At 47.1% G+C, this 22,630-nt stretch carries 22 protein-coding genes; 6 read left to right on the top strand and 16 right to left on the bottom strand.

Features of this window, described 5'->3' with window-relative positions; genetic code table 11:
- The first annotated feature begins 48 nt into the window (after nucleotides 1–48).
- A complete protein-coding gene (locus tag KVT36_RS14135; RefSeq protein WP_217604148.1) occupies nucleotides 49–774 on the top strand; it encodes a polysaccharide deacetylase family protein in 726 nt (241 codons plus the stop codon).
- On the opposite strand, the gene KVT36_RS14130 is transcribed toward KVT36_RS14135, so the two are convergent.
- Nucleotides 708–1,070 carry an MmcQ/YjbR family DNA-binding protein gene (locus KVT36_RS14130; RefSeq protein WP_217604147.1) on the bottom strand — a complete coding sequence of 121 codons (363 nt, stop codon included), beginning with the start codon at nucleotides 1,068–1,070 and terminating at the stop codon, nucleotides 708–710. The genes KVT36_RS14135 and KVT36_RS14130 overlap by 67 nt on opposite strands.
- Before the next feature lie 121 nt (nucleotides 1,071–1,191).
- Between KVT36_RS14130 and KVT36_RS14125 the strand changes: the two genes are divergently transcribed.
- Complete coding sequence (locus tag KVT36_RS14125) at nucleotides 1,192–3,084, top strand: CocE/NonD family hydrolase (RefSeq protein ID WP_217604146.1); 1,893 nt, start codon at nucleotides 1,192–1,194, stop codon at nucleotides 3,082–3,084.
- A gap of 73 nt (nucleotides 3,085–3,157) precedes the next feature.
- Here KVT36_RS14125 and KVT36_RS14120 read toward each other — a convergent pair whose 3' ends face one another.
- Nucleotides 3,158–3,955 (bottom strand): DUF4239 domain-containing protein, encoded by a 798-nt coding sequence (locus KVT36_RS14120; protein ID WP_217604145.1) that lies wholly within the window; start codon nucleotides 3,953–3,955, stop codon nucleotides 3,158–3,160.
- A 215-nt stretch (nucleotides 3,956–4,170) separates the two neighbouring features.
- On the opposite strand from KVT36_RS14120, the gene KVT36_RS14115 reads away from it, so the two are divergent.
- Nucleotides 4,171–4,890, top strand: a complete 720-nt coding sequence (locus KVT36_RS14115; protein ID WP_217604144.1) for an FKBP-type peptidyl-prolyl cis-trans isomerase — start codon at nucleotides 4,171–4,173, stop codon at nucleotides 4,888–4,890.
- Nucleotides 4,891–4,972: 82 nt separating this feature from the next.
- On the opposite strand, the gene KVT36_RS14110 is transcribed toward KVT36_RS14115, so the two are convergent.
- The 8 genes from KVT36_RS14110 to KVT36_RS14075 form a co-directional block, all read right to left on the bottom strand.
- On the bottom strand, nucleotides 4,973–5,965 hold the full coding sequence (locus KVT36_RS14110; protein ID WP_217604143.1) for a chorismate synthase: 993 nt from the start codon (nucleotides 5,963–5,965) through the stop codon (nucleotides 4,973–4,975).
- 79 nt (nucleotides 5,966–6,044) lie between these two features.
- Nucleotides 6,045–7,322: a 3-phosphoshikimate 1-carboxyvinyltransferase gene (gene aroA / locus KVT36_RS14105; RefSeq protein ID WP_217604142.1), complete on the bottom strand. Its 1,278-nt coding sequence runs from the start codon at nucleotides 7,320–7,322 to the stop codon at nucleotides 6,045–6,047.
- 44 nt (nucleotides 7,323–7,366) lie between these two features.
- Nucleotides 7,367–8,392, bottom strand: coding sequence for a 3-dehydroquinate synthase (gene aroB, locus KVT36_RS14100; RefSeq protein ID WP_217604141.1), 1,026 nt, complete (start codon nucleotides 8,390–8,392; stop codon nucleotides 7,367–7,369).
- Between the two features lie 85 nt (nucleotides 8,393–8,477).
- A complete protein-coding gene (locus KVT36_RS14095) occupies nucleotides 8,478–9,575 on the bottom strand; it encodes a chorismate mutase (protein WP_089913743.1) in 1,098 nt (365 codons plus the stop codon).
- A 147-nt stretch (nucleotides 9,576–9,722) separates the two neighbouring features.
- Nucleotides 9,723–10,565 (bottom strand): prephenate dehydrogenase, encoded by an 843-nt coding sequence (locus tag KVT36_RS14090; RefSeq protein ID WP_217604140.1) that lies wholly within the window; start codon nucleotides 10,563–10,565, stop codon nucleotides 9,723–9,725.
- 3 nt (nucleotides 10,566–10,568) lie between these two features.
- Nucleotides 10,569–11,735, bottom strand: coding sequence for a pyridoxal phosphate-dependent aminotransferase (locus KVT36_RS14085; RefSeq protein ID WP_217604139.1), 1,167 nt, complete (start codon nucleotides 11,733–11,735; stop codon nucleotides 10,569–10,571).
- Between the two features lie 3 nt (nucleotides 11,736–11,738).
- Nucleotides 11,739–12,563 carry a prephenate dehydratase gene (locus KVT36_RS14080; protein WP_217604138.1) on the bottom strand — a complete coding sequence of 275 codons (825 nt, stop codon included), beginning with the start codon at nucleotides 12,561–12,563 and terminating at the stop codon, nucleotides 11,739–11,741.
- Between the two features lie 972 nt (nucleotides 12,564–13,535).
- Nucleotides 13,536–13,760, bottom strand: a complete 225-nt coding sequence (locus tag KVT36_RS14075) for a hypothetical protein (RefSeq protein WP_217604137.1) — start codon at nucleotides 13,758–13,760, stop codon at nucleotides 13,536–13,538.
- 129 nt (nucleotides 13,761–13,889) lie between these two features.
- On the opposite strand from KVT36_RS14075, the gene KVT36_RS14070 reads away from it, so the two are divergent.
- Both KVT36_RS14070 and KVT36_RS14065 read left to right on the top strand, forming a co-directional pair.
- Nucleotides 13,890–14,462: a sigma-70 family RNA polymerase sigma factor gene (locus KVT36_RS14070; RefSeq protein WP_217604136.1), complete on the top strand. Its 573-nt coding sequence runs from the start codon at nucleotides 13,890–13,892 to the stop codon at nucleotides 14,460–14,462.
- A 38-nt stretch (nucleotides 14,463–14,500) separates the two neighbouring features.
- Nucleotides 14,501–15,592 (top strand): serine protease, encoded by a 1,092-nt coding sequence (locus KVT36_RS14065; protein WP_217604135.1) that lies wholly within the window; start codon nucleotides 14,501–14,503, stop codon nucleotides 15,590–15,592.
- Nucleotides 15,593–15,769: 177 nt separating this feature from the next.
- On the opposite strand, the gene KVT36_RS14060 is transcribed toward KVT36_RS14065, so the two are convergent.
- The 3 genes from KVT36_RS14060 to KVT36_RS14050 all read right to left on the bottom strand — a co-directional run bounded on the left by KVT36_RS14060 (nucleotide 15,770) and on the right by KVT36_RS14050 (nucleotide 17,835).
- Nucleotides 15,770–16,498: a carboxypeptidase-like regulatory domain-containing protein gene (locus tag KVT36_RS14060; protein ID WP_217604134.1), complete on the bottom strand. Its 729-nt coding sequence runs from the start codon at nucleotides 16,496–16,498 to the stop codon at nucleotides 15,770–15,772.
- Between the two features lie 149 nt (nucleotides 16,499–16,647).
- Nucleotides 16,648–16,827, bottom strand: coding sequence for a CsbD family protein (locus KVT36_RS14055; RefSeq protein WP_089913767.1), 180 nt, complete (start codon nucleotides 16,825–16,827; stop codon nucleotides 16,648–16,650).
- Between the two features lie 54 nt (nucleotides 16,828–16,881).
- On the bottom strand, nucleotides 16,882–17,835 hold the full coding sequence (locus tag KVT36_RS14050) for an aldose 1-epimerase (RefSeq protein WP_217604133.1): 954 nt from the start codon (nucleotides 17,833–17,835) through the stop codon (nucleotides 16,882–16,884).
- Nucleotides 17,836–17,908: 73 nt separating this feature from the next.
- On the opposite strand from KVT36_RS14050, the gene KVT36_RS14045 reads away from it, so the two are divergent.
- Complete coding sequence (locus KVT36_RS14045) at nucleotides 17,909–18,415, top strand: DinB family protein (protein WP_217604132.1); 507 nt, start codon at nucleotides 17,909–17,911, stop codon at nucleotides 18,413–18,415.
- Here KVT36_RS14045 and KVT36_RS14040 read toward each other — a convergent pair.
- The 3 genes from KVT36_RS14040 to KVT36_RS14030 form a co-directional block, all read right to left on the bottom strand.
- Nucleotides 18,410–19,402, bottom strand: coding sequence for an MBL fold metallo-hydrolase (locus KVT36_RS14040; RefSeq protein ID WP_217604131.1), 993 nt, complete (start codon nucleotides 19,400–19,402; stop codon nucleotides 18,410–18,412). The two genes, KVT36_RS14045 and KVT36_RS14040, sit on opposite strands and share 6 nt — an antisense overlap.
- Before the next feature lie 10 nt (nucleotides 19,403–19,412).
- Nucleotides 19,413–20,876, bottom strand: coding sequence for a xylulokinase (locus KVT36_RS14035; RefSeq protein ID WP_217604130.1), 1,464 nt, complete (start codon nucleotides 20,874–20,876; stop codon nucleotides 19,413–19,415).
- A gap of 100 nt (nucleotides 20,877–20,976) precedes the next feature.
- Complete coding sequence (locus KVT36_RS14030; protein WP_217604129.1) at nucleotides 20,977–22,587, bottom strand: sodium/sugar symporter; 1,611 nt, start codon at nucleotides 22,585–22,587, stop codon at nucleotides 20,977–20,979.
- Nucleotides 22,588–22,630 lie beyond the last annotated feature (43 nt).

Raw genomic sequence — 22,630 nt, 5'->3', positions numbered from 1 at the left:
GCTACCGTACAGAAAGTACCTGGTGTTGTACATCATAAACTAAAAAGTATGTTTTCCGATCAGCAGTTCACAGGGCAGGCCCTGCCAGATAAAACAATATGCCTCACATTTGATGACGGACCCGGTGAAAGTAAGGATAACGGTCCCGGGCCTAAAACGGTTCAGCTGGCCCAATACCTATGGGAACAGGGCATTTGCGCTACTTTTTTCATGGTTGGGAAGTTTATAGATAAATACCCTTCCATTCCGCAGGAAGTATCCCGCTTGGGGCATATTATCGGAAACCACACCTACAGCCATCAGCAGCCTTTACCGGATCAGCTCACAAAAGGTGAAGATATTATCTCAGAAATAGAGACTACAGACCAATTAATAAAACAATACTGCACGGATAATACCATCTATTTCAGGGCACCCTGGGGAATATGGTCAGCAGCAGTTGCAGCCCATCTGAATGAAAAAATAAACAACGGCTTATTGCATATAGGCCCGGTTAACTGGGATATTGACAGCAATGACTGGGCCTACTGGAGAGATGGCGGAAGTGCGGAGGATTGTGCGCAGGAATGCCTGGATAAGATCGAGGAACTAAAGGGAGGTATCCTGTTAATGCATGACTCTACTGCAGATATAGACCACATAAGAGAAAATAACCACACATTAGAAACCATAAAGATCCTGGTCCCTCAGCTCAAAGCCCTGGGTTATCAATTTGCAGGGCTCGACAAGTTTTCTCTTACCTTCTTAGGCAGGCTGGCCACTACCAGGTTATAAGAATCCCTGATCCACTCATACAGCAGCTTGTCTGAAATACCCGCGCCATGGGTAACTACGGTATTCCAGTGTTTTTTGTTCATATGGTAGCCAGGTGTTACGCCATCATAACGCTCCCGCAGCTCTACGGCATTTTCAGGATCGCACTTCAGGTTCACACTTTCAAATGCATTAATATCCGTTAAAGCAAACAGCTTTCCCATTACCTTATACACCAGGGTATCCGGGCCAAACGGAAATTCTTCTGTTACACCTTTCAGGCTAAGACAATATTCGCGGAACTGTTCAATATGCATGCTACTAATTTACGATTTTAGAGCTGATGGAAAAATATATCCACCCATCAATTAATAGGAAAACCAAAGGTCAAAAATTGTAAATTCAGCGCTTCGATCAAAATCTAAACCTATTACACTTATGAGCAGACAGTTGTGGCTGGCCTTTGCCATCCTCCTTTTATTTCCGGCTTTTGCAAAAGCTATCAATGAAGACTCCCTGTGGGTGTATGAACATTATACCAAGAAAGAAGTGTACATCCCCATGCGGGACGGTAAACGCCTGTTCGCTTCCGTTTATCTTCCGAAAGATAACAGTGAAAAACACCCGGTGCTTATGACCCGCACGCCTTACAGCTGCGCTCCTTATGGAGAGGATAAGTTCAAGCCCTTTTGGCGCAGTTATGTGCTGCAGTATATGAAAGAGGGTTATATTTTCGTAATAGAAGATGTAAGAGGCCGCTGGATGAGTGAAGGCACGTTTATGGATGTACGCCCTTTTAATCCCAACAAAAAAGGTAAAAATGATATTGATGAAGCCAGCGATACCTATGACACCATAGACTGGCTGGTAAAGAACCTTGCAAATAATAACGGTAAGGTAGGTGTGTTCGGCATCTCTTACCCCGGCTTTTATAGTACCATGGCAGCTTTGAGCGGCCACCCCGCCTTAAAGGCGGTGAGCCCGCAGGCGCCGGTAACCGACTGGTTCCAGGGCGATGACTTTCATCATAACGGCGCCTTTTTTGTAATGGACGGGTTCTCTTTTTACACTTCCTTTGGTAAACCGCGCCCCCAGCCCACTACCGTAGGGCCCACCGATTTTGATTATTACACGCATGACAACTATAAATTCTATTTAGAGAGCGGCTCCCTTAAGAACCTGGCCCGCCTGATGGGCGATAGCATTGCTTTCTGGAAAGACCTGTACACACATCCTAACCTGGATGAATGGTGGAAAGCCCGTAATATACGCACCCATCTCAAAAACGTACAGCCGGCCATGTTAGAAGTAGGTGGTGTATTTGATGCAGAAGATTGTTTTGGCGCCTGGAACACTTATAAAACCATTGAAAAACAAAGCGCCGGCACTAACAACCGTATTGTAATGGGGCCCTGGTACCACGGGCAATGGGCATCTAAAGACGGCACGCATTTAGGTAATGTGCGGTTTGACAGCAATACCGCCGAATGGTACCAGCAGCACGTGGAGATCCCCTTCTTTGATTATTACCTGAAAGACAAAGGCGCTGAGCCAAAGATTGCAGAAGCCACCATTTTTTTCACCGGTGAAAATCAATGGAAGCAATTACCGCAATGGCCGCCGGCCGGTATGCAGGCCCAACCCATTTTCCTGCAGGCCAATGGGAAGCTGGCTTTCACCAAACCCGCCGGCGCCAATAGTTTTAGTGAATACGTAAGCGATCCTGCTAAACCAGTGCCTTATACAGCGGATGTACATTTTTCCCGCACCATTAATTACATGACGGACGATCAGCGTTTTGCCGCACGCCGCCCGGATGTGCTGGTATTTAAAACAGATCCTTTAACAGCAGATGTAACCCTGGCCGGCCCGCTGCTGGCAGACCTGGTAATAAGCACCACTGGTACAGATGCGGACCTTGTAGTAAAGCTGATCGATGTATTTCCGGATGATTTTAAATACGAAGAATCAGCAGCAAGCGAACATCGCCGGGTGCCCTCTTCCACCTATCCCATGGGCGGTTACCAGATGCTGGTACGTGGAGAAGTTATGCGGGGCAAGTTCCGCAACAGCTTTGAAAAACCGGAACCTTTTGAACCGGGTAAACCTACTCCGGTAAAATTCAGCATGCCGGATGTAGCGCATACTTTTAAGAAAGGACATAAGATCATGGTGCAGGTGCAAAGCAGCTGGTTCCCGCTGGTAGACCGTAACCCGCAAAAGTTTACAAACATTTACACCTGTGATGATAAAGATTTTCAGAAGGCTACCATCCGTATTTACCATGATGCGGAACATGCCTCCAGCGTGCAGCTGCCGGTGGTGAAATGAATAATTAAGAATGAATAATTAATAGAAAAGCGCTGGTGTAGCCAATAACACCAGCGCTTTTTTCATGTTATGATCACAAGCCGTGTTTTGCCCAATTAAGTATTTCCATATACCCGGTAGGCTGCACATTCAGGTAGCCGGAAAAAGGATAATCCAGGATAATGATCAGGTATATCACAATGCCAATAAAAGCCCCCAGCAGGGCACTCATAAAAATATGCAGCCTGAGGTTCTCTATGTTCAGCATCATAGCAAACACCATTACAATAAAACCGCCGATCAGTAACGGGATCCACATTTCCAGCGGTATGCCGGTACCTGCATCCAGCTGGCGTAAGCTGCGGTGGGTAGCCAGCTCATTTAAGTGACGGAAGATCTCTGCAGAACGGGTGGTTAATGCCGGTGTTTGCGGGTTCATTTGCTCAACAACCCGGAACAGTTCATCAAAGGCTTTTTTACTGCTGGCCGGCGGCGGCTCCAGGCGGGCCATGGCAGGATATTCATCCTGTACTACAGCTTCCATAAATTGCAGGTACACCTGTTTTACCTGGCTGGATTCCAGCGTATCCGGGTAATATTCAATATCGCGGTACAGGCCTTTAGCTACGCTGAACTCCATGTTGGCATGCTGGGCGGCATCATTAAAGCCATCCCACACCAAAAAGACCACAAAGGCCAGTAAAAGGCTGTATAAACCGCCGGCACAGGAAAATATATTGCCGGTAACTTCATTGTGCGATTGCAATATGCGCATACGTACATATTTGCGGAAAAGATAAGTGCTGCCGCCGCCGGTAACAGCAAAGAAAACGATCATGAGTACCAGCAATAAAAGCGGTGGAACGCTTAGCAGGGTATAGGACAATTGCATACGATGGTTAGATTAAGAGGGATAAAATAATTAATGATCAATTTGGCTATTTCGAGACCCGCAATTTACAAAAAAAGGAATACCTGCACTTTTTTTTACCGCCGCACGTTATAGGTACGGAAGCGGTACCGCATGTAGCTATACGGCCACTACCGCAGGCTTATTCATTATTAATTATGCATTATTCATTATCTTACTGCCTATATTTTAAAATTATGATCAGAAAATTCCTATTCCTGGGGGCGCTGGGCCTGGTAAGCTTCCAGGGCTTTGCGCAAACAACCGCAAAGGCAAAACCCAAACCTAAAATGGCAACAGCCGCACCTGCTGCCTTAAAAACCAAACTGGATTCTGTGAGTTATGCTATTGGACAGGATATTGGCAACAGCCTGAAAGCACAGGGCCTGGATAACCTGAATACGGCTATGCTGATAAAGGCTATACAGGATGCCACCAGGAATCAAAAGCCATTATTAACAAAAGAACAATGTGATATGAGTATCAGTGATTATTTACAGAAACTGAAAGGCGAGAAATCAGCCAAGAATAAAGAAGCCGGCGAGCAATTCCTGGCTGCTAATAAAACCAAACCCGGCGTAGTAACCCTGCCCGATGGTTTGCAATACCAGATCTTAAAAGAAGGTACCGGCCCTAAGCCTACGGCTGCTGATAAGGTAAAAACACATTACCACGGCACCCTGATAGACGGTACTGTATTTGACAGCTCTGTGGAAAGAGGACAGCCGGTGAGCTTCCCCGTAGGCGGTGTAATTAAAGGCTGGACAGAAGCCCTCCAGCTGATGCCCGTAGGCTCTAAATGGCGCTTATTCATTCCCGCCGATCTGGCCTATGGCGACCGCCAGGCAGGCCCTAAAATTGGCCCCGGCAGCACGTTGATATTTGATGTAGAGCTGCTGGAGATAGAACAGAATTAATGTGCAGATATGCTAAATGCAAATGTGCAGATGAGTTGAATAACTTATCTGCACATTTTATTTAAGGGTAATGCATTGCATATTAAAAGATCCGCTTCACCCGCTGTTCCAGCAGCATCAGATCTGCCAGTACCATAGCGGTTACGGATTCCAGCACTACGGGTACGCGCAAGGCAATACACAGGTCATGACGGCCTTTTACGCTAAAGGTTTCTACTTCCCCGCTTTTAATATTTAAGGTATGCTGCTCTTTAGGTGTGCTGCTGGTAGGTTTTACCGCTACGCGGAATACCAGGGGATTACCATTGGTAATACCGCCTACTATGCCCCCGGCATGATTGGTGGCCGTTTTGCCGGTAGCATCTAAAATGGGATCATTATGTTCCAGGCCTTTCATGCGGGCAGCGGCAAAGCCGGCGCCAAACTCAATACCTTTAATAGCCGGTATAGAAAAAGCTGCATGTGCAATGCAGGATTCTACAGAGTCAAAAAAGGGCTCACCCAGGCCAATAGGCAGGCCATCCACCACACACTCCACAATACCGCCCACTGAATCTTTGGCGGCAATGGCAGCTTCCAGACCTTCTTCCGGATCAGCATACCCGCCTACTTCTTTTAAAGCAGCTGTTACCGTAATGTTGCTGCCTAAGATCTTTTTAGCAATAACACCGGCCGCTACCAGGTTCAGGGTTAAACGGCCACTGAAATGCCCGCCACCGCGGTAATCTTCAAAACCACCGAATTTCTGCGTAGCTACAAAATCGGCATGGCCCGGGCGGGGAAACTCGCGCAGCTTTTCATAATCTGCGCTGCGGGTATTATTGTTCTCAAATAAAATGGTAATGGGTGCGCCGGTAGTGCGGTCATTGAACACACCGGATTTAATGAATGGCAGGTCTTCCTCTTTCCGTGGTGTAGTGCCCCGGGCGCCGCCTTTGCGCCGCTCCAGGTCCGGCAAAAAATCTTCCTGTTGTAAGGGAATACCTGCCGGTACTCCATCAATATTTACGCCCACACTGGCGCCATGTGATTCGCCAAAAACATTTACCCGGAATATTCGTCCAAAACCATTCATTACAATCTGATTTATAAGCGTAGAAAATAAAGACAATCCAATTCACCAGCTATATGCCCCAGTCAACGCCCCTTAATTATTAATTTTTAATTTTTAATTCTTCATTCCTCACAGAGGCGCCGATCTTCTGCAAATGTTCAAAAAATTCAGGATAGGATTTGTTAATCGCTTCTGCATTTTCAATGCTTACCGGTTTATCGGCTGTTAAAGCAGCTACCGCACAGGCCATAGCAATACGGTGATCGTTATGGGAATGTACGTGCGCACCTTTAATACCGGTACCGCCATACACCAGCATATCATCGCCCTGCAGGTCAATACGGATGCCCATTTTGCCAAACTCCTGCTGCAGGGTTATACCACGGTCGCTTTCTTTATGCGCTAAACGGCTTACGCCTTTTATTTTCGTAGTGCCCTTACAGTTAGCAGCCAAAGCTACCAGCGGCGGAAACAGGTCCGGGCAATCTGTGGCATCAAATTCAAATGCTTCCAGCTTACCTTTTTCTACTATGATGGTAAAAACACCTGGCAGCATGTGTGCGCCTGCTTTTTCCAGCGCTTCCAGGATGGCTTTATCTGATTGTGCAGACTGTGTGTTCAGGTGGTGTACTTCTGCCTTACCGGCTACTGCTGCGGCTACCAGCAAAAAGGCGGCGCCGCTCCAATCCCCCTCTACGGTATATTCACCGGCGCGGTAAGCTTGTTTCTTTCCAAAATGAAAAGTTTCAAAGTTGTGCTGCTCCACCTTTACACCAAACTGCTCCATCAGCTGCAGCGTAAGTGCAATGTAAGGTTTGCTTTTCAGGTCTGTTACAGTAATGGTGGCATCTTCTGCTACTGCGCCAAAGGCCATTAACAGGCCGGTGAGGAACTGTGAGCTGAGTGAGCCATCGATCGTAATATCCTTGGGCTGTAAGGGGCCTTTGATGTGTAAAGGCAGCTTACCCTGGCGGGTGCTGCATTCCACGCCCAGCTGTGGCAGCACGGCTTCAAAGAAGTCCATAGGCCGCGTGGTGAGGCTGCCATGCCCTTCAATGGTAATGGCAATATCTGCCAGCGCTGCAATGGGTGTGAACATGCGGATGCCTAAACCGGATTCCCCGCAGTTAATGCTATCATAAAAAGGTTTTACGCCATTGCTGGTGATCTCTATATCTTCTGCTTCGCGCTTTATTTTGGCGCCCAGGTTTTCGGCTACTTCCAGTGCTGCCAGGCAATCATTGCTTAAGCCGGGGTTATGGATAACCGTTTTCCCCTTGCTTAGCAAAGCCGCTGCCACAGCGCGCTGCATAGCGCTTTTTGACGGGTTGGCAGTAACGGTGCCTTTTATTTCACCTGGTGATACGATGACTTGCATATTTTTCCTTTTTGATGGCGGAAGCAACAGCGGCTGCTTCCTGTTTACAGTTCTTGCAACAATTGTTTCAGCTGCTCAATAGGTACCGGTTTTGTTACGGCTTTGCCAAGGGATTCCAGCAGCACAAAGTGGATCACATCTTTCTCGCGTTTTTTATCCAGCTTAAAAATGTCAAATACTTTATCCTTGTCGGAGGTAAGCGTTACCGGCAGCTGGTAGTCGTTCACTAAGCGCATCAGGCGGTTGGTTTCCTCTGCCGGCAGGCCGCTCAGCTTTTCCGATATTTTGGCAGCAGCTATCATTCCAATAGCTACTGCTTTTCCATGAGCTATGTTCTCAATCTTTTCCACGGCATGCCCCAGCGTATGGCCGAAGTTAAGGAAGCGGCGTATCCCTGTTTCAAACTCATCTTCCTGCACCACTTTGGTTTTCAGCTCCACAGAACGTTCTACCAGGTGTTCAAGAATATCCACATTACGCTCTAAGGCTTTATCACGGTTCTCTTCCAGGAAGTTGAACAGGTCTGCATCCAGTATGCAGGCATACTTAATGATCTCTGCAAAACCGTTATGCCACTCCTCATCCGGCATGGTGGCCGGCAAAGTGTAATCAAACAAAATGAATTGCGGCTGGTTAATAGTGCCCAGCAGGTTCTTGTGATGGCCATGGCTAATGCCATTCTTACCACCCAAAGAAGCATCTACCTGCGCTAACAGCGTAGAGGGCACAAAACCAAACGGAATACCCCGCATGTAAATGCTGGCGGCAAAACCGGTAAGGTCAGTGAGCATTCCCCCGCCAATACCTACCAGCATAGTTTTGCGATCGGCTTCCAGCTCTATAAGCCCGTTCACGATCTGCTGCACTACCTCCATGCTTTTGTTCTCTTCCCCATCGGGTATCACCAGCTTTTTCCAGCCGGGTAACCGTTGTCCATGAAATTGATCTACGTTTTCGTCCATCACCAAAATGGTCCTGGACATATCCACATAATTACCCAGTTGTGTAAGTTGCTCACCCAGGTAATAGGTGGTAGTGCTTTGCTGGAATTGGTATTTGAGTGTTTTCATATGTTTGGTTGAGTGGAAAGCAGAAAGCCAAAAGCAGAAAGCTGATCGCATTATGCTTTAAGCTTTATGCTTTAAGCTTTGCGCTTTACGCCTTGTGATCGTCATTCATTACACGGTTCTGACGGTTAATGGATTCCAGGTGCACGGCATCAAAGTATTTCAGGATGAAATCTTTGGTAAGGCCCAGCTTATCTCCCTTTTTGATGCTGCGGTCCAGGATCTCATTCCAGCGGTTGGTTTGCAGGATGGTGATGTTGTTCTCTTTCTTGTACATCCCTATTTTCTCTGCTACCTTCATACGGTTGCCTAACAGCAGCATGATCTCATCATCTATCTGGTTGATCTGCGCACGCAGTTTTTCCAGGGCGGTATTGAAATCCTTCTGGTCAGTACGCTCATGACGCCATACAATACCATCCAGTATTTCAGCCAGTCTTTCCGGTGTTACCTGCTGTTTGGCATCGCTCCATGCATTATCAGGATCCACGTGTGTTTCCAGCATCAGGCCATCGTAATCCAGGTCCACTGCTTCCTGCGCAATTTCCTGCAGAATATCGCGGCGGCCGCCAATGTGGCTGGGATCACAGATCATGGGCAAACCGGGCATACGGCGTTTCAGCTCAATAGGCAGGTGCCACATGGGTGCATTACGGTATTCAGTATTGCCATAGCTGGAGAATCCACGGTGTATTAAACCCACTTTGGTAATACCTGCTTTCTGGATACGTTCTACTGCACCAATCCACAGCTCCAGGTCAGGGTTAATGGGATTTTTGATCAACACTGTAGTATCCACGCCTTTCAGGGCATCCGCTACTTCCTGCACAGAGAAAGGATTTACAGTAGTACGGGCGCCTACCCACAGAATGTCTACCCCGAAATGCAGCGCATCTTCCACCTGTTTACCGGTAGCTACTTCTATAGCAACCGGCATGCCGGTTAGTTCCTTGGCTTTTTGTAACCAGGGCAAACCCTTGGTGCCAATACCTTCAAAAGAACCGGGACGGGTACGCGGTTTCCAGATACCGGCGCGTAATACATCTACTTTACCGGTTTTAGCCAGCGCCAACGCAGTGGCCAGCGTTTGTTCTTCTGTTTCTGCGCTGCAGGGCCCTGAAATGATCAACGGCTTTTTGTCAGATGACGGGTCAGCGAATTTCGTTTTTGCTAAGATCTGTTCCATGTGTGTGTTTTTGGCTAAACGCTGAAGGCTTAATGCTGAACGCTGTTTGTGTTATTTGCCAAGCCTTTGCGCTTACGGATTTTTTAATTTTTGTTTATGTTAGTGCCACTTGCTTTTGCGTGAAGCGTTCAGCATGCAGCGTTTTGCTTATTTTAAAATCTTCCTGATCTTATTTGATTTCTGGATCAGCTTATAAAAGGCATCGTAATCTTCTTCTTCCAGCAGCTGTTTCATTTGCTGCAGCTGGTGAATATGTTCATCCAGCACATCCAGCACATTATTACGGTTATGTTTGAAGATGGGCACCCACATATCCGGTGAGCTTTTTGCCAAACGTACGGTTGATTCAAAACCACCGCTGGCCAGCTCAAATATGCGCCCCTGCTCTTTTTCCTTCTTTAACACCGTAAGCGCCAAAGCAAAGGATGTGATGTGAGAGATATGGGATACATAGGCCGTATGCAGGTCATGCTCCTCAGCATTCATATACACCAGGCGCATTTGTAAAGCATCTACCAGCGCTTCTATTATTTCCAGCGCATCTTCATCGCTGTTCTTTACATCACATAACACCATAGTGCGGTTAGTGAACAAATTAGGTATAGCTGCTTCCGGCCCTGAATACTCCGTGCCGGCCATGGGATGGGCCGCTACAAAACGACCTCTGTTGGGATGACCGGCAACGAGCTCTAAGATTTTTTTCTTGGTAGATCCCACATCCATGATCACATGTTGTGGCTTTACTTTATCCAGCATGGCGGGCAGCAGCTGCATTAATGCATCTACCGGTATGGCCAGTATAATTAACTGCGCCTGCTCCATAGCTTCTTCCAGGGTGGCCGCTGCATCAATAAGCTTTAAGTCCAGCGCTTTTTTTATGTTCTGCTCCTGCTGGTCCACGCCAATTACCCGGCTGGCCATACCTTTCTCCTTCAGGCTAATTGCCAGTGACCCTCCGATTAATCCTACACCTATTATAGCTACGACCATGTTTTACTTTTTTACTTTTTCTTTGATCCGGTCAATGGCTTCCTGGAACACGGCTTCGTCTTTGCAAAGGCTTACGCGGATGTAATTGTTGCCGTTACTGCCAAAGATGCCGCCGGGAGTGATGAATACGTGTGCCTTTTGCAGTATTTCATCTGTAATGGTATAACCGTCTTTTACACCAGCCGGTATCTTAGCCCATACAAACAGGCCTACCTGTTTGGTATCAAAAGTGCAGCCCAGCAGCTCCAGCAGCTCAAATACTTTTTTGCGGCGGCCCCGGTAAATAGTGTTCAGCTCATTATACCAGTCCTGCCCCAGCTCCAGCGCCTTCACAGCAGCCATTTGCACGGGCTGGAACATACCGGAATCCATATTACTTTTAAAACGCAGCACTTCATTGATCCAGGCGGCTTTACCTACCAGCATGCCTACACGCCAGCCGGCCATGTTGGATGATTTGCTGAGTGAGTTCAGCTCCAGCACCACATCCCTGGCACCTTCTACCTGCAGCAGGCTTTCCGGTTTATCGTTCAGGATAAAGCTGTACGGGTTATCATGGCAAATGAGGATGTTATGCTTTTTCGCAAACGCTATTAATGCTTTTGCAAAGTTCGTATTAGTAACTGCGCCGGTAGGCATATGCGGGTAGTTCACCCACATCAGCTTTACCTTGCTCAGGTCTTTTTTGGATAAGGCATCCAGGTCAGGCAGCCAGTTATTTTTTTCTTCAAGGTCATAATCCACCACGGTAGCGCCACTCAGCTGCACAGCAGAACGGTAGGTGGGGTAGCCGGGGTTAGGCACCAGGGCTTCGTCCCCTTCCTGCAGGTAGGTCATGCAAATGTGCATGATACCTTCTTTGGAACCTATCAGCGGCAGCACCTCGGTATCTGCATCCAGGCTTACGCCGTAAAACCGGTTATACCAGTCAGCCATAGCTGCGCGCAGGGCAGGTATGCCTTTGTAACCCTGGTAAGCATGGGTATTGGGCTTTTGCGCATACTCATTCAGCGCAGCAATTACAGAAGCATGCGGCGGCAGATCCGGGCTGCCAATGCCCAGGTTAATAACGCTGGCGCCGGCCTTGTTCATCTCGTCTATTTCGCGCAGCTTTTTTGAAAAGTAATACTCTTCTGTATGCTGTAATCTTTTGGCTACCTGTATGTTCATAAATTAATGCGTTATTCCTTTTTTATAAACACCTAATACCTTCAGGTGTTCGGTTAATGGCGTAATGTGTTCCAGGCCTTCGTTAAAGAGCTCCAGGCTTTCAAATTCCATATCCGCGTGAAAGTAGTAGGTCCACTCTTTGGCCGGTATAGGAAAAGACTGCAACTTGGACAGGTTAATGCCGGCATCTGCAATTTTAGTAAGCACCCTGGCCAGGCTTCCCCTGTCATGGGAGGTTTGGAAGTATACCGATGCTTTATTGGCATCCGGCGCCGGCGCGGTGCCATTGCGGGAAATAGCCAGGAAACGGGTATAGTTATTTTTAGCAGTATGAATGTTGGGAGCAATAATGTCCAGCCCAAACAGGTCGGCAGCCAGCTTACCTGCAATGGCAGCGGTGCTTTTCAGCTTTTTCTGTGCTACATGTTTGGCGCTGAGGGCTGTATCTTCTGTTTCTACCAGCTTAATGTGCGGGTACTTTTCCAGGAAATCCATGCATTGCAGCAATGCCATAGGGTGGGAATGTACTTCGCGTATATCCTCCAGCGTTTGGCCAGGCAATACCATCAGCTGTTGTTTGATCTGCAGGTATACTTCACCGTTAATGTGCAGGCCGGAGTTCTTCAGCAGGCTGTAATTGGGTAAAATACTGCCTGCAATAGAGTTCTCAATGGCCATTACACCGGCATCAACCCCGGGTTGTTGTTTTACTTTTCTTACCAGCTCCGCAAAGGAAGCGCAGCACTCCACCGTTGTTTGTTTACCGTAATAACTCTGTGCCGCTATCTGGTGAAAAGATCCTTCAAAACCCTGTATTGCTATATTCATCGCTGTATAATTGCTGTTGTTATGTTGTTTTATATATGGCCATAAAAAAGGGCCCCGGAGGAGCCGGGACCCTTTTTTTGTAACTGGTTTATATTTTTTTAGTTATTACAAAAGAGTCCCGGCCTTCTCCACGTAAAAGAAGAAAAAGAAAAAGTAGTAAAAGTAAAAACCGGAACGACGCTGTAACATTGCTATTATTTTAAATAAGAAAGGCCTCCATTTTCAGGAGGCCCTTTTGCTAGTTTCTTTTATATTTTGATACTTACAAACGACCTCCTATTTCCGGAACCAGAAATAATAAAAACCATAAAAGTATCCAAAGGTCGCAGTGCGTATCATATTGTATGATTGTTTGCCCGACAAAAATACACCGTGCTTTTTATTATCCAAGCACCGGTACTAAAAATTACATTTTATTCAATAAAAGAGAGCAAAAGGCAGTTTTCATTCAAAAAAACAAGCAGAAAAGGTCATGGTTTAGGAGGAAATAGCTTTTATAAGTGCGTAGAAAACAGATAGTTGTATTAGCAATTATTTTTGAATAGTCCATAGTCGATGGTCCATAGTCCATTGCCTACTGCAAGTAGGTAGGTCGTAAATGGAAAGGCAGGTTTCCAGCTGCCTTATTCTGTAATACTTAAATTAAATTGTGCTACGGCTATGGACTATGAGCCATCGACCATTGCCTACTACATGGAGGCTGTTAGTAAATGGGAAGGCATGCTTTCCAGCTGCCGGCCCTATTACGTAGTAGTTACAATGCGCCAATGCTATCGACCCGGACCAGGGCGCCGTACCAAATAAAAAAGCAGGCCTCCATCCGCCTGCCATATCCGGTATAACCTATAAATGCGCTACAGTCCATGGACTATGGACCATCGACCATGGACTGTAGACCAATGGTCTACAAAAAAAAACCGTCCCGCGATTAGCGGAACGGCTTTTTTATAGAAACCTTTTTTGCTTACTTAATTATTTCATTTTGCTAGTGTCAGCAGCAACTGAATCAACAGCTTGTTTAGCTGAGTCAGCAACAGCGTTAACAGCAGAATCAGCAGAAGCAGCAGTAGAATCGATAGATTCAGTTGCAGCGTTTGCAGTAGAATCAGCAGTTTCAGAACCAGTACCGGAACCGCAAGCTGTTACAAATAAACCGAAAGCCAGTGCTAAGAAGCTAATTTTCAGAATGTTTTTCATCGTACAATGATTTTAAGGTTTTGGAAATATTTCTTCTTTATACCCGGTTTGGAAAAAGGTAACCCATCTTTTAAGAAAAATTTTTTTTGCTACTTTGGGTTACCAAAAGCACATAATAGTATTAAATAAGTGAGTGACCATCTAAACATAACAAGGGACAGAGAATTACTGCAAGGATTGGCCCGTAGTGACGATAAATCGCTGGAAATCATTTATTTGGAGAATTTTCCGGTGATCCTGAGAATGGTGCAGCAGAATAACGGGTCGGACGATGACGCCAAAGATCTTTTCCAGGAGGCAATGATCATATTATATGAAAAGGTGCAGCAGGGCGATTTTGACCTGTACAGCAAACTAAAAACCTTTTTATATGCCGTATGCCGGCGCCTGTGGCTGAAAAAATTACAGGGTAATACCTGGGTCGGGCTTTCCGACAACCTGGAGGAAACCCTGCCGCTGGAAGAGACCATGGAGGAACATGAAAAAAGGGACGAGCAGTTCCGCATCATGCAAAGATCCATGGGTAACCTGGGAGAGCCCTGCAAAACCTTGTTAGCTGATTACTACCTGCATAAACGATCCATGCAGGACATTGCAGAAAAATTTGGCTATACCAACGCGGAAAACGCCAAGAACCAGAAGTATAAATGCCTCATGCGGCTTAAAAAGCTGTTCTTTGATCAATATAACGATACCAAGTAACCAATTAATACTACCTCTAAAATTATAAAGGAGCGGTGATGAAAGATCAGATACAATTATTACAGGAAATAGAAAGCTACCTGGAAGGACAGCTCAGCGATGCCGAAAGGGCATCTTTTGAGGCACGCCGCCAGGCCGATCCTGTGCTGAACGCACAGGTAGAGGAACAGCAGCTATTCCTGCAAACTTTACAACAATACGGCCGCCGCACAGAGCTGCAGCAGCAAATGGACCGTATCCACAAACATATAGCCACCCCACAGCCTGCTAACGTAGTGCCTATACGTAAAAGCACCTCATACCCGCGCAGGCGTATGATCACCAACCTGGCCGCAGCAGCCTGTATAGCGCTGGTAACCTCCCTGAGCACCATTGCCATTATGCAAAGAGCCGCCAAACAAAAAACTACCGCCCAGTATGAGGATGTAAGAAGGGTGCTGAATAATATTCAACGCTCCCAGAATGCGCTGATCAATAATATGAACAGCACCAGCAAAAAGGCACCGGCTAACCCGGGCACTTACGGCGGTACCGGTTTTGCCATCTCTACCAACGGTTATATTATTACCAACTACCACGTAGTACAGGGCGCCGATTCATTATATGTACAGAACAACAAAGGCGAGGCTTATAAAGCCACCAGCATTTTTGAAGATATATCCAGCGACCTGGCCATTCTTAAAATAGCCGACAGCACTTTTAAGAGCCAGCCCCTGCCCTACCAGCTGAAACCGCAGCCGGTGAACCTGGGTGAAGAAGTATTTACCATGGGCTACCCACGGGATGAAATTGTATATGGTAAAGGTTACATCAGCGCACAAACAGGTTTTAACGGGGATACGGTAGCCTACCAGGTATCCATCCCGGTGAATCCCGGTAACAGCGGCGCCCCGCTGATGGATAGCGAAGGCAATATAGTAGGTATTATTACCGGCAAACAAACTACCTCAGACGGAATTGCCTTTGCAGTGAAATCAGCCCACCTGAAACGCCTGCTGGATGAAATGCCAAAGGAAAAGCTGCCCCGCCGGGAATGGACCCGCAAAAGCGCTCACCTGGAAAGCATGAGCCGTATAGACCAGATCAAGAAGCTGGAAGATTTTGTGTATATGGTGAAGGTGTATAATTGATGTGCAGATGTGCAAAAATGCAGATGTGCAGATGTGCAGATGAGTTAAATAAGTGATCAAATTAATAATTGGCCTTAGATTTAAATACAAAGGCTACACTCATAAAACAGTGTAGCCTTTTTCTATTAAAATATTTCTTCCATTATCTGCACATCTGCATATTTGCACATCTGCACATCATTTCTTCCATCCCCTATACTTATCCGTGATCCAGTAGATCAGGTCTTCCTGGCGCATCATACGCATGGCATCATAACCGGGGTAATTATCGTGCATGAAATGTTGCAGGGAATCGCCTTTAAGGCCGGTGACCTGGCTAACCAGCAGCGGTGTATAACGGGAATCTATATACTTTTCTTCCTCTGCTTTTGCATATATTTCCTTGAACTTTCTTTTTTGTTTTTCCTTACGGGAATAACGGGTAAAGGGACTAAAGGTAAGCCCAAAACCTTGCGGGGTATTACCGCCAGCCAGGGGTTTATTTGCTTTATCCAGTATAAACCCGTATTGCTCGCGGCGGGCTATGGAATCCGCCTGGTAAGGTGTGTATTTGGCGGTTACTTCTACGCTGCGCAACATCTTGTTCTCTACCTCCAGCTGTATATTCTGGGTAACCGTAGCGTTAGTAGATGCTTCTACCACCAAACTATCTGTTCTGTAACCAATAAAAGTAAAAAGGATCAGGTCATGGGGTTTAACGTTTATGCGGTAAAAGCCGCCCTGGTCTGTAGTAGCTCTTTTGCCCGTGGTTTTGTTGATAATGGAGGCATAAGGTAATACCAGGTTGTTATCCTTATCCGTTAACTGACCGGTAAGGGTGATCTGGGACTGGGCCTGTACCTGCTGCACCGCCAGCAGCATAACACTACAAAGTAATAATGCGCTGAGGTATTTGGTTGTATACATAATTTATTGGTTTCAGAAAGGTCATATTAAGAGGCAAGTATATGCTAAACAAAGTAAGTAACAAGTTGTTAAAAAAAATAAAAAATCCTCCCGGGTACAGGAGGATTTTTTATTGACCGGGAGAATAAATCCCTTAAATAAGGCCGGTACTAGCGTAACAGGTCTATCACTTCTTCACGGGTTTTACCCAGCTTCTTCTGCAGGTTGCCTATTAAGCGGTCTTCCTGGCCTTCTTCATATAACAGGTCATCGTCTGTAAGATCTGCATATTGCTGTTTTAAACGGCCTTTAATATCATTCCATGTTCCTTTGATCTGTAACGTATCCATAACATTCTGATTTATGTGAACAATTAGGTTATACAGGGAATGAAAATCCAAAGACTATGCCAGCCGTACCTGGATGCGGGTAGTAAAGGTTTGCTCCCCGCCCGGCGGCAGCTGCTGCAAATGCATGCCATTATTAAAGGTATTGGGTGGAGCACTGAGATTTTCTATGGCAATACTGCGGCGGTGCGGCGGTATGTATACCTGCAGAACAGGGTAATTAGGATCCGGGTAAAAGTCAATGGCTATGCGCCGCTGCGGATCAAATAAGGTACATAACGGGCCGGGTTGTGTGAAATGCAGCAGAAAGGAATTATCCAGCTGCACATCTTTCAGCAGTTGAGGCTGCAAATAATCTTTACAGGGCAATAATTGACCGGTGGGCACCAGCTGCTCATTAAATTCCACTATTTGTTGCGATGCAAACTGTAGCTCCAATGCATCTACCGGGGTGCCTGTAGTAAAATAAGGATGCCAGCCGTCCATAACAGGTATGGCCGTGCCTGCATGATTAATGAGTGTAGTGCCAATGGATAAAGTGTAGTTAGGCTGCAGGCTGTACCGCACCCGGCAGTCATATGCAAAGGGATAACCGGTATCCGTGCCTTTATAGCTATACTGCAGTACCAGCGCGGCTTCCCGCTCATTGGTAATAGTTTCCAATACGGTAAACGCCGCATCATATAACAAACCATGAATGGCGTGGCCGGAAGGCGCTAAGCGGCTGAGCTGGTAAGCCTGATCCTGCCATTTGTATTGCCCGTATGGAATGCGGCAGGCATAAGGGCTGAGCTTTACGCCTTTGAAACTTTTGGTAAGCTGTTGCTGCTGCTCTTCCAGGTTTTTATAATTATCTATTATGTTCAGGGGCTGCCCGTTATGCGGAATGGTAAAGGCATGCAGGGCGGCGCCCAGGGAAGGTATTATTTCTACCTGTGTATTATTCCCGGTATCCTGCAGGGCAAAAATGTCAAAACCATTTTGCTGAAAAGTGTGAATATGAAATGCCATGTAATTCAAAATGTAGCCGAATTTACCCAAACTGGTACATATCTTTATATATTGTTAAAAATTTGCTGAGTCTATGTCCGAAACAAAACCTGAAGTTTGGTTACGCGGCCCGGTAGAAGGGGTACCGGCGTTATTACAACCGGTAGCGCATGCTTTGTTACAGGCGCAGGAAGAGATACATGTGTTATTACAGGATTTCCCTGCTGATAAGCTGTGGGAGCGGCCTGCGGGTGTGGCATCTGCAGGTTTTCACCTGCAGCACCTTACCGGCGTGCTGGACCGCCTGTTTACCTACGCCAACGGGCAAACGCTTTCCAAACAACAGCTGCAATACTTAATAGTAGAAGGCGCTGCCAATGAAAATATAACAGCCGCACATTTACTGCATGCATTTGATATGCAGGTAACCCATGTGCTCAGCATCTTAAAAAATACAGATGAAAAAACTTTAACGGAAGCAAGAACGGTTGGGCGCAGCCAGCTGCCCTCTACCCTGCTGGGCTTAATGTTCCATGCGGCAGAGCATACTATGCGGCATACCGGTCAGCTGCTGGTAACGGTAAGGGTTATACTATCATAAATAAACAGGTTCGCCCAGCGCGGGTATTAACATGGCTGCTGCAAGCCCGTTGACCTGAGCCGCCTGCTGCAGGTGCTGCACCGGGTAATACAAGGGTTCATCAGACAGGTCAAAGGTGCCATAGTGCATGGGAATAAGCCGTGCAGCCTGCAGGTCTTTAAAAGCCTGTAAGGCATCTGTTGGGGATTGATGATTTACATGCATGAACCATTCCGGCTCATAAGCGCCAATGCCTAATAACGCATAACTGAATGGGCCAAAGGTTTGCGAAGCCAGCTTGTAATGCCCGTTATAACCACTATCCCCGCCAAAGTAAATACTGGCTTGCCCACTCCTGATCACAAAGCCACCCCATAAACGTTTGTTGGTATCAAATGCGCCCCGCTTAGCCCAGTGCCGGGTAGGTACAAAATATACAGCCGGGCAGCTTTCATTGGTCTGGTATTGCTGGTACCAGCCGGCGGTTTGCATACGTACATTTTGCCCCCATGCTTTTAGCAAGGTATCCATATGTAAACCGGTAAGCACCTGTATTTGCGGGTTATTGGCGAATACTGTTCCCAAACTTTGTTTATCACAATGGTCCCTGTGGTCATGGGACAAAAGCAGGTAATGAATACCTTTTAACAGCTGCGGATCAAGCGGGAAGAGAGACACCCGTTTGTTGAACAGAATGTTGCCAAAAACCGGATCTGTAAGAAAAACAGTTTTATGTAAACGGATGTAGAACGTGCAATGCCCTAGCCATACTATGCAATCCTGCTCATTATTGAGCCAGGAAAGATCCGTGCTGATATTGGGTTGGTAGCGGGTACGTTTCTCCTGCTTAAAAGGATTTTTTTGCAGCTGCCATTTAAGCACTTCCCACAGCGTTGTTATGTAGGGGTGCTCTATGTTACGGAACCTGCCGCGATCATCTACCGGCGTGCCCTGCCAGTCTGGCGAGGGCGGTATTGTATTTAAAAGCGGGTTGCTCAGGTAAGGCATGTTACTAAAATTACTGCATTCCCTGCAGCCATTCCGCATAAATTTCCTGGTACTGTGCCTGGCCTGCATCCGGCTCTACGGTTGCAATACATTCCATTCCTTTAAACGCATCTTTCAGGGAATAACAACCTGCGCCTACACCGGCTGCACGGGCAGCACCCTGCGCGCCATCTGTATTATACAGCTCTATTACTACGTTTAATGTGTTGGCAAATACCTGGCGGAACAAAGGGCTCAGGAACATATTGGCATGGCCGGCCCTTACCCGCTGAATGTTCATTTGCATCTGCGTCATAATATCAACTCCATAACGCAGCGCAAACACAATACCTTCCTGTGCGGCACGCAGCAGGTGCTCTTTATGGTGAATATTAAACTGCAGGTTCTTAACAGACGCACCGCTATCAGCATTGGCCAGGATACGTTCTGCACCATTACCAAAAGGATAGATACGCAAGCCGTCTGCACCTACAGGGGCTTTGCCGGCCAGGATATTCATCTCGTTATACGGCAGGTTGCCGGTCATGCTTCTGAGCCAGCTGTTTAAAATGCCGGTACCGTTCAGGCACATGAGCACGCCATTACGTATATCCGTTTCCGTATTATTCACATGCACAAAAGTATTCACACGGCTTTGCTCATCATACGCGATCTGGTCATGCACCGCGTACACTACACCGGATGTACCGGCCGTGGTAGCGGCTTCCCCGGGTTGTAACACATTCAGGGAAAATGCATTGTTGGGCTGATCTCCGGCGCGGTAAGTAACGGGTATGCCGGGCGCCAGACCCAGTAATCTGGCTGCTGCTTCCGTAAGCTTGCCCTGCAAACCAAACGTGGGTACAATTTTGGACAACAGGGAGCGGTCTATTTTATAATAGTCCAGCAGTGACTGTGCTATACCATTCCCGGCAAAATCCCAGAAAATACCTTCTGAAAGTCCGGATACGGTGGTACAGGCTTCACCGGTGAGGCGCATAGCTATGAAATCACCGGGCAGCATGATCTTGTGAATACGCTCATACAGCTCAGGCTCGTTTTCCTGCACCCAGTGCAGCTTGGAGGCCGTGAAGTTACCGGGTGAGTTCAGCAGATGTTCCAGGCAATACTCCTGCCCCAGCTGTGCAAATGCTTTGTTACCAATATTCACAGCACGGCTGTCGCACCAGATAATGGAAGGGCGCAGTACCTGCTGTTCTTTATCCACACATACCAAACCATGCATCTGGTAAGCAATACCAATACCGGCTACGGTATGGCCATCAAACGGCTGCTGCTTTTGCAGCAAATGGGTAGCATGCTGCACCTCCTGCCACCAGCGTTCGGGGTCCTGCTCGGCCCAACCGGCCTGTGGCGCCTGCATAGGCATTTCCTGCGCCGGGCTGGTGGCGGTAGCTACACAAACACCGCTGTCAGCATCCAGCAAAGCGGCTTTTACAGAAGAGGAACCTATATCGTAACCAAGTAAATACATGCGTGAGAATTAAGAAGTATGAAGAAAGAAGTAGGATGTATGAAACAGCGCGGCGGCCAGATCTTACATCCTACTTGCTAATATCAGTTTATAATAACTATTACCAGAATACGGTGTATAAGGCGGCCAGGATACCACATACCAGGATAGCGCCTACAGCAAATGTACCGGATGTTTTGAACATGGAACCATCTACTTCCAACCCTTTCGGATTGTTCTTGCTCTTAGGATCCAGTAAGGTCATTACCACCATAATGGCCACGATCACTACAAAGATCCAGCCCATACGATCCAGGAAAGGCATTGCCGGCATGGTGAATTTAATAACGATAGATAAGGGAATGGACAACAACGCACCGGTTAATGCCGCGGCTGAAGTAGTCCGCTTCCAGAAGAAGCCCAGTATGAAGATGGCAAATACACCTGGTGAAATGAATCCGGTATACTCCTGGATATACTGGAAGCCCTGATCCAGGTTGCTGAGCTGCGGCGCTACCACCACGCCAATAATGCAGGCTACGATGATGGCTATACGCCCTACATTCACCAGCTGCTGCTCCGTTGCATCTTTTTTGAAATAATGACGATAAATATCCAGCGTAAAAATGGTGCTGATACTATTGGCCTTACCAGCCAGGGAAGCCACAATAGCAGCAGTTAAGGCGGCAAATGATAAACCTTTCAAACCTACGGGCAGCAAATTCAATAATACGGGATAGGCATGGTCCGGTTTAATAACGCCGGTTGCATCTGTCATTTCTGACTGGAACACACCGTTCTTATATAACACGTAAGCTGCAATACCGGGCAGCACTACGATCACGGGCATTAATAATTTCAGGAAAGCGGCAAACAGGATGCCTCCGCGGGCGGTTTTCAGATCCGCACCCAATGCGCGCTGTGTAATGTATTGGTTACAGCCCCAGTAGTTCAGGTTCACGATCCACATACCACCGATCAATACGGCAATACCGGGCAATTCATTATAGTGCGGGTTAGATTTGTCGAAGATCATGTGAAAATGTTCGGGCGCCAGCTTACGCAGCATGCCTACACCAGCCATCACCCCACTGCCGCCAAAATGGTCAGCTACCAGGTTCAGCGCCAGGTAAGTAGTGGCCAGGCCTCCCAGGATCAGGAAAAATACCTGGATCACATCCGTATCCCCGATCACCTTCATACCGCCCAGTGTAATGAACACGGCAAAAATGGCGAGGCCCCAAACGCAGGTGGTGAAGCTGAAACCGGAAATGGTTTGCACTGCCAGCGCGCCCAGGTACAGGATGGATGTAAGGTTCACGAAGATGTACAGCAAGAGCCAGAACACCGCCATTACGGTAGCCACCCGGTTATCATACCGCTGGGAAAGGAATTGCGGCATGGTGTAGATCTTATTTTTAAGATACACCGGTATAAAAAAGATGGCAACGATCACCAGTGTGGCGGCGGCCATCCATTCATAGGTAGATATTGCGAGGCCCATGGCAAAACCGGAGCCGGACATACCAATAAATTGTTCTGCGGAAATATTAGACGCGATCAATGATGCACCAATGGCCCACCAGGTCAGTGATCCCTCTGCCAGGAAGAAATCTTTTGTATCAGCGGTGCTCTTCTTTTTCTTTCTATAGATATAAAATCCATAACCGGCTACGATAAAAAAGTACACCAGGAACACGGCGTAATCGAGGAACTGTAAACTCTTTTGCATAAATGGTTTAACGTGGTAATTGAATAATTCTTATCCATATACC

It is taken from the genome of Chitinophaga sp. GbtcB8 (assembly GCF_019091455.1).
Taxonomy (GTDB): Bacteria; Bacteroidota; Bacteroidia; order Chitinophagales; family Chitinophagaceae; genus Chitinophaga.
This window is presented reverse-complemented; position numbering and strand designations above follow the sequence as displayed.

What these genes read in the sequence shown, in the direction of transcription:
- KVT36_RS14045 (WP_217604132.1), top strand. Translation starts at nt 17,909, where the DNA reads ATGTCCGAAACAAAACCTGAAGTTTGGTTACGCGGCCCGGTAGAAGGG.
- aroA (WP_217604142.1), bottom strand. Translation starts at nt 7,322, where the DNA reads ATGCAAGTCATCGTATCACCAGGTGAAATAAAAGGCACCGTTACTGCC.
- KVT36_RS14090 (WP_217604140.1), bottom strand. Translation starts at nt 10,565, where the DNA reads ATGGTCGTAGCTATAATAGGTGTAGGATTAATCGGAGGGTCACTGGCA.
- KVT36_RS14135 (WP_217604148.1), top strand. Translation starts at nt 49, where the DNA reads ATGTTTTCCGATCAGCAGTTCACAGGGCAGGCCCTGCCAGATAAAACA.
- KVT36_RS14050 (WP_217604133.1), bottom strand. Translation starts at nt 17,835, where the DNA reads ATGGCATTTCATATTCACACTTTTCAGCAAAATGGTTTTGACATTTTT.
- KVT36_RS14065 (WP_217604135.1), top strand. Translation starts at nt 14,501, where the DNA reads ATGAAAGATCAGATACAATTATTACAGGAAATAGAAAGCTACCTGGAA.
- aroB (WP_217604141.1), bottom strand. Translation starts at nt 8,392, where the DNA reads ATGAAAACACTCAAATACCAATTCCAGCAAAGCACTACCACCTATTAC.
- KVT36_RS14095 (WP_089913743.1), bottom strand. Translation starts at nt 9,575, where the DNA reads ATGGAACAGATCTTAGCAAAAACGAAATTCGCTGACCCGTCATCTGAC.
- KVT36_RS14125 (WP_217604146.1), top strand. Translation starts at nt 1,192, where the DNA reads ATGAGCAGACAGTTGTGGCTGGCCTTTGCCATCCTCCTTTTATTTCCG.
- KVT36_RS14075 (WP_217604137.1), bottom strand. Translation starts at nt 13,760, where the DNA reads ATGAAAAACATTCTGAAAATTAGCTTCTTAGCACTGGCTTTCGGTTTA.
- KVT36_RS14115 (WP_217604144.1), top strand. Translation starts at nt 4,171, where the DNA reads ATGATCAGAAAATTCCTATTCCTGGGGGCGCTGGGCCTGGTAAGCTTC.
- KVT36_RS14055 (WP_089913767.1), bottom strand. Translation starts at nt 16,827, where the DNA reads ATGGATACGTTACAGATCAAAGGAACATGGAATGATATTAAAGGCCGT.
- KVT36_RS14080 (WP_217604138.1), bottom strand. Translation starts at nt 12,563, where the DNA reads ATGAATATAGCAATACAGGGTTTTGAAGGATCTTTTCACCAGATAGCG.
- KVT36_RS14040 (WP_217604131.1), bottom strand. Translation starts at nt 19,402, where the DNA reads ATGCCTTACCTGAGCAACCCGCTTTTAAATACAATACCGCCCTCGCCA.
- KVT36_RS14110 (WP_217604143.1), bottom strand. Translation starts at nt 5,965, where the DNA reads ATGAATGGTTTTGGACGAATATTCCGGGTAAATGTTTTTGGCGAATCA.
- KVT36_RS14030 (WP_217604129.1), bottom strand. Translation starts at nt 22,587, where the DNA reads ATGCAAAAGAGTTTACAGTTCCTCGATTACGCCGTGTTCCTGGTGTAC.
- KVT36_RS14060 (WP_217604134.1), bottom strand. Translation starts at nt 16,498, where the DNA reads ATGTATACAACCAAATACCTCAGCGCATTATTACTTTGTAGTGTTATG.
- KVT36_RS14120 (WP_217604145.1), bottom strand. Translation starts at nt 3,955, where the DNA reads ATGCAATTGTCCTATACCCTGCTAAGCGTTCCACCGCTTTTATTGCTG.
- KVT36_RS14130 (WP_217604147.1), bottom strand. Translation starts at nt 1,070, where the DNA reads ATGCATATTGAACAGTTCCGCGAATATTGTCTTAGCCTGAAAGGTGTA.
- KVT36_RS14035 (WP_217604130.1), bottom strand. Translation starts at nt 20,876, where the DNA reads ATGTATTTACTTGGTTACGATATAGGTTCCTCTTCTGTAAAAGCCGCT.
- KVT36_RS14085 (WP_217604139.1), bottom strand. Translation starts at nt 11,735, where the DNA reads ATGAACATACAGGTAGCCAAAAGATTACAGCATACAGAAGAGTATTAC.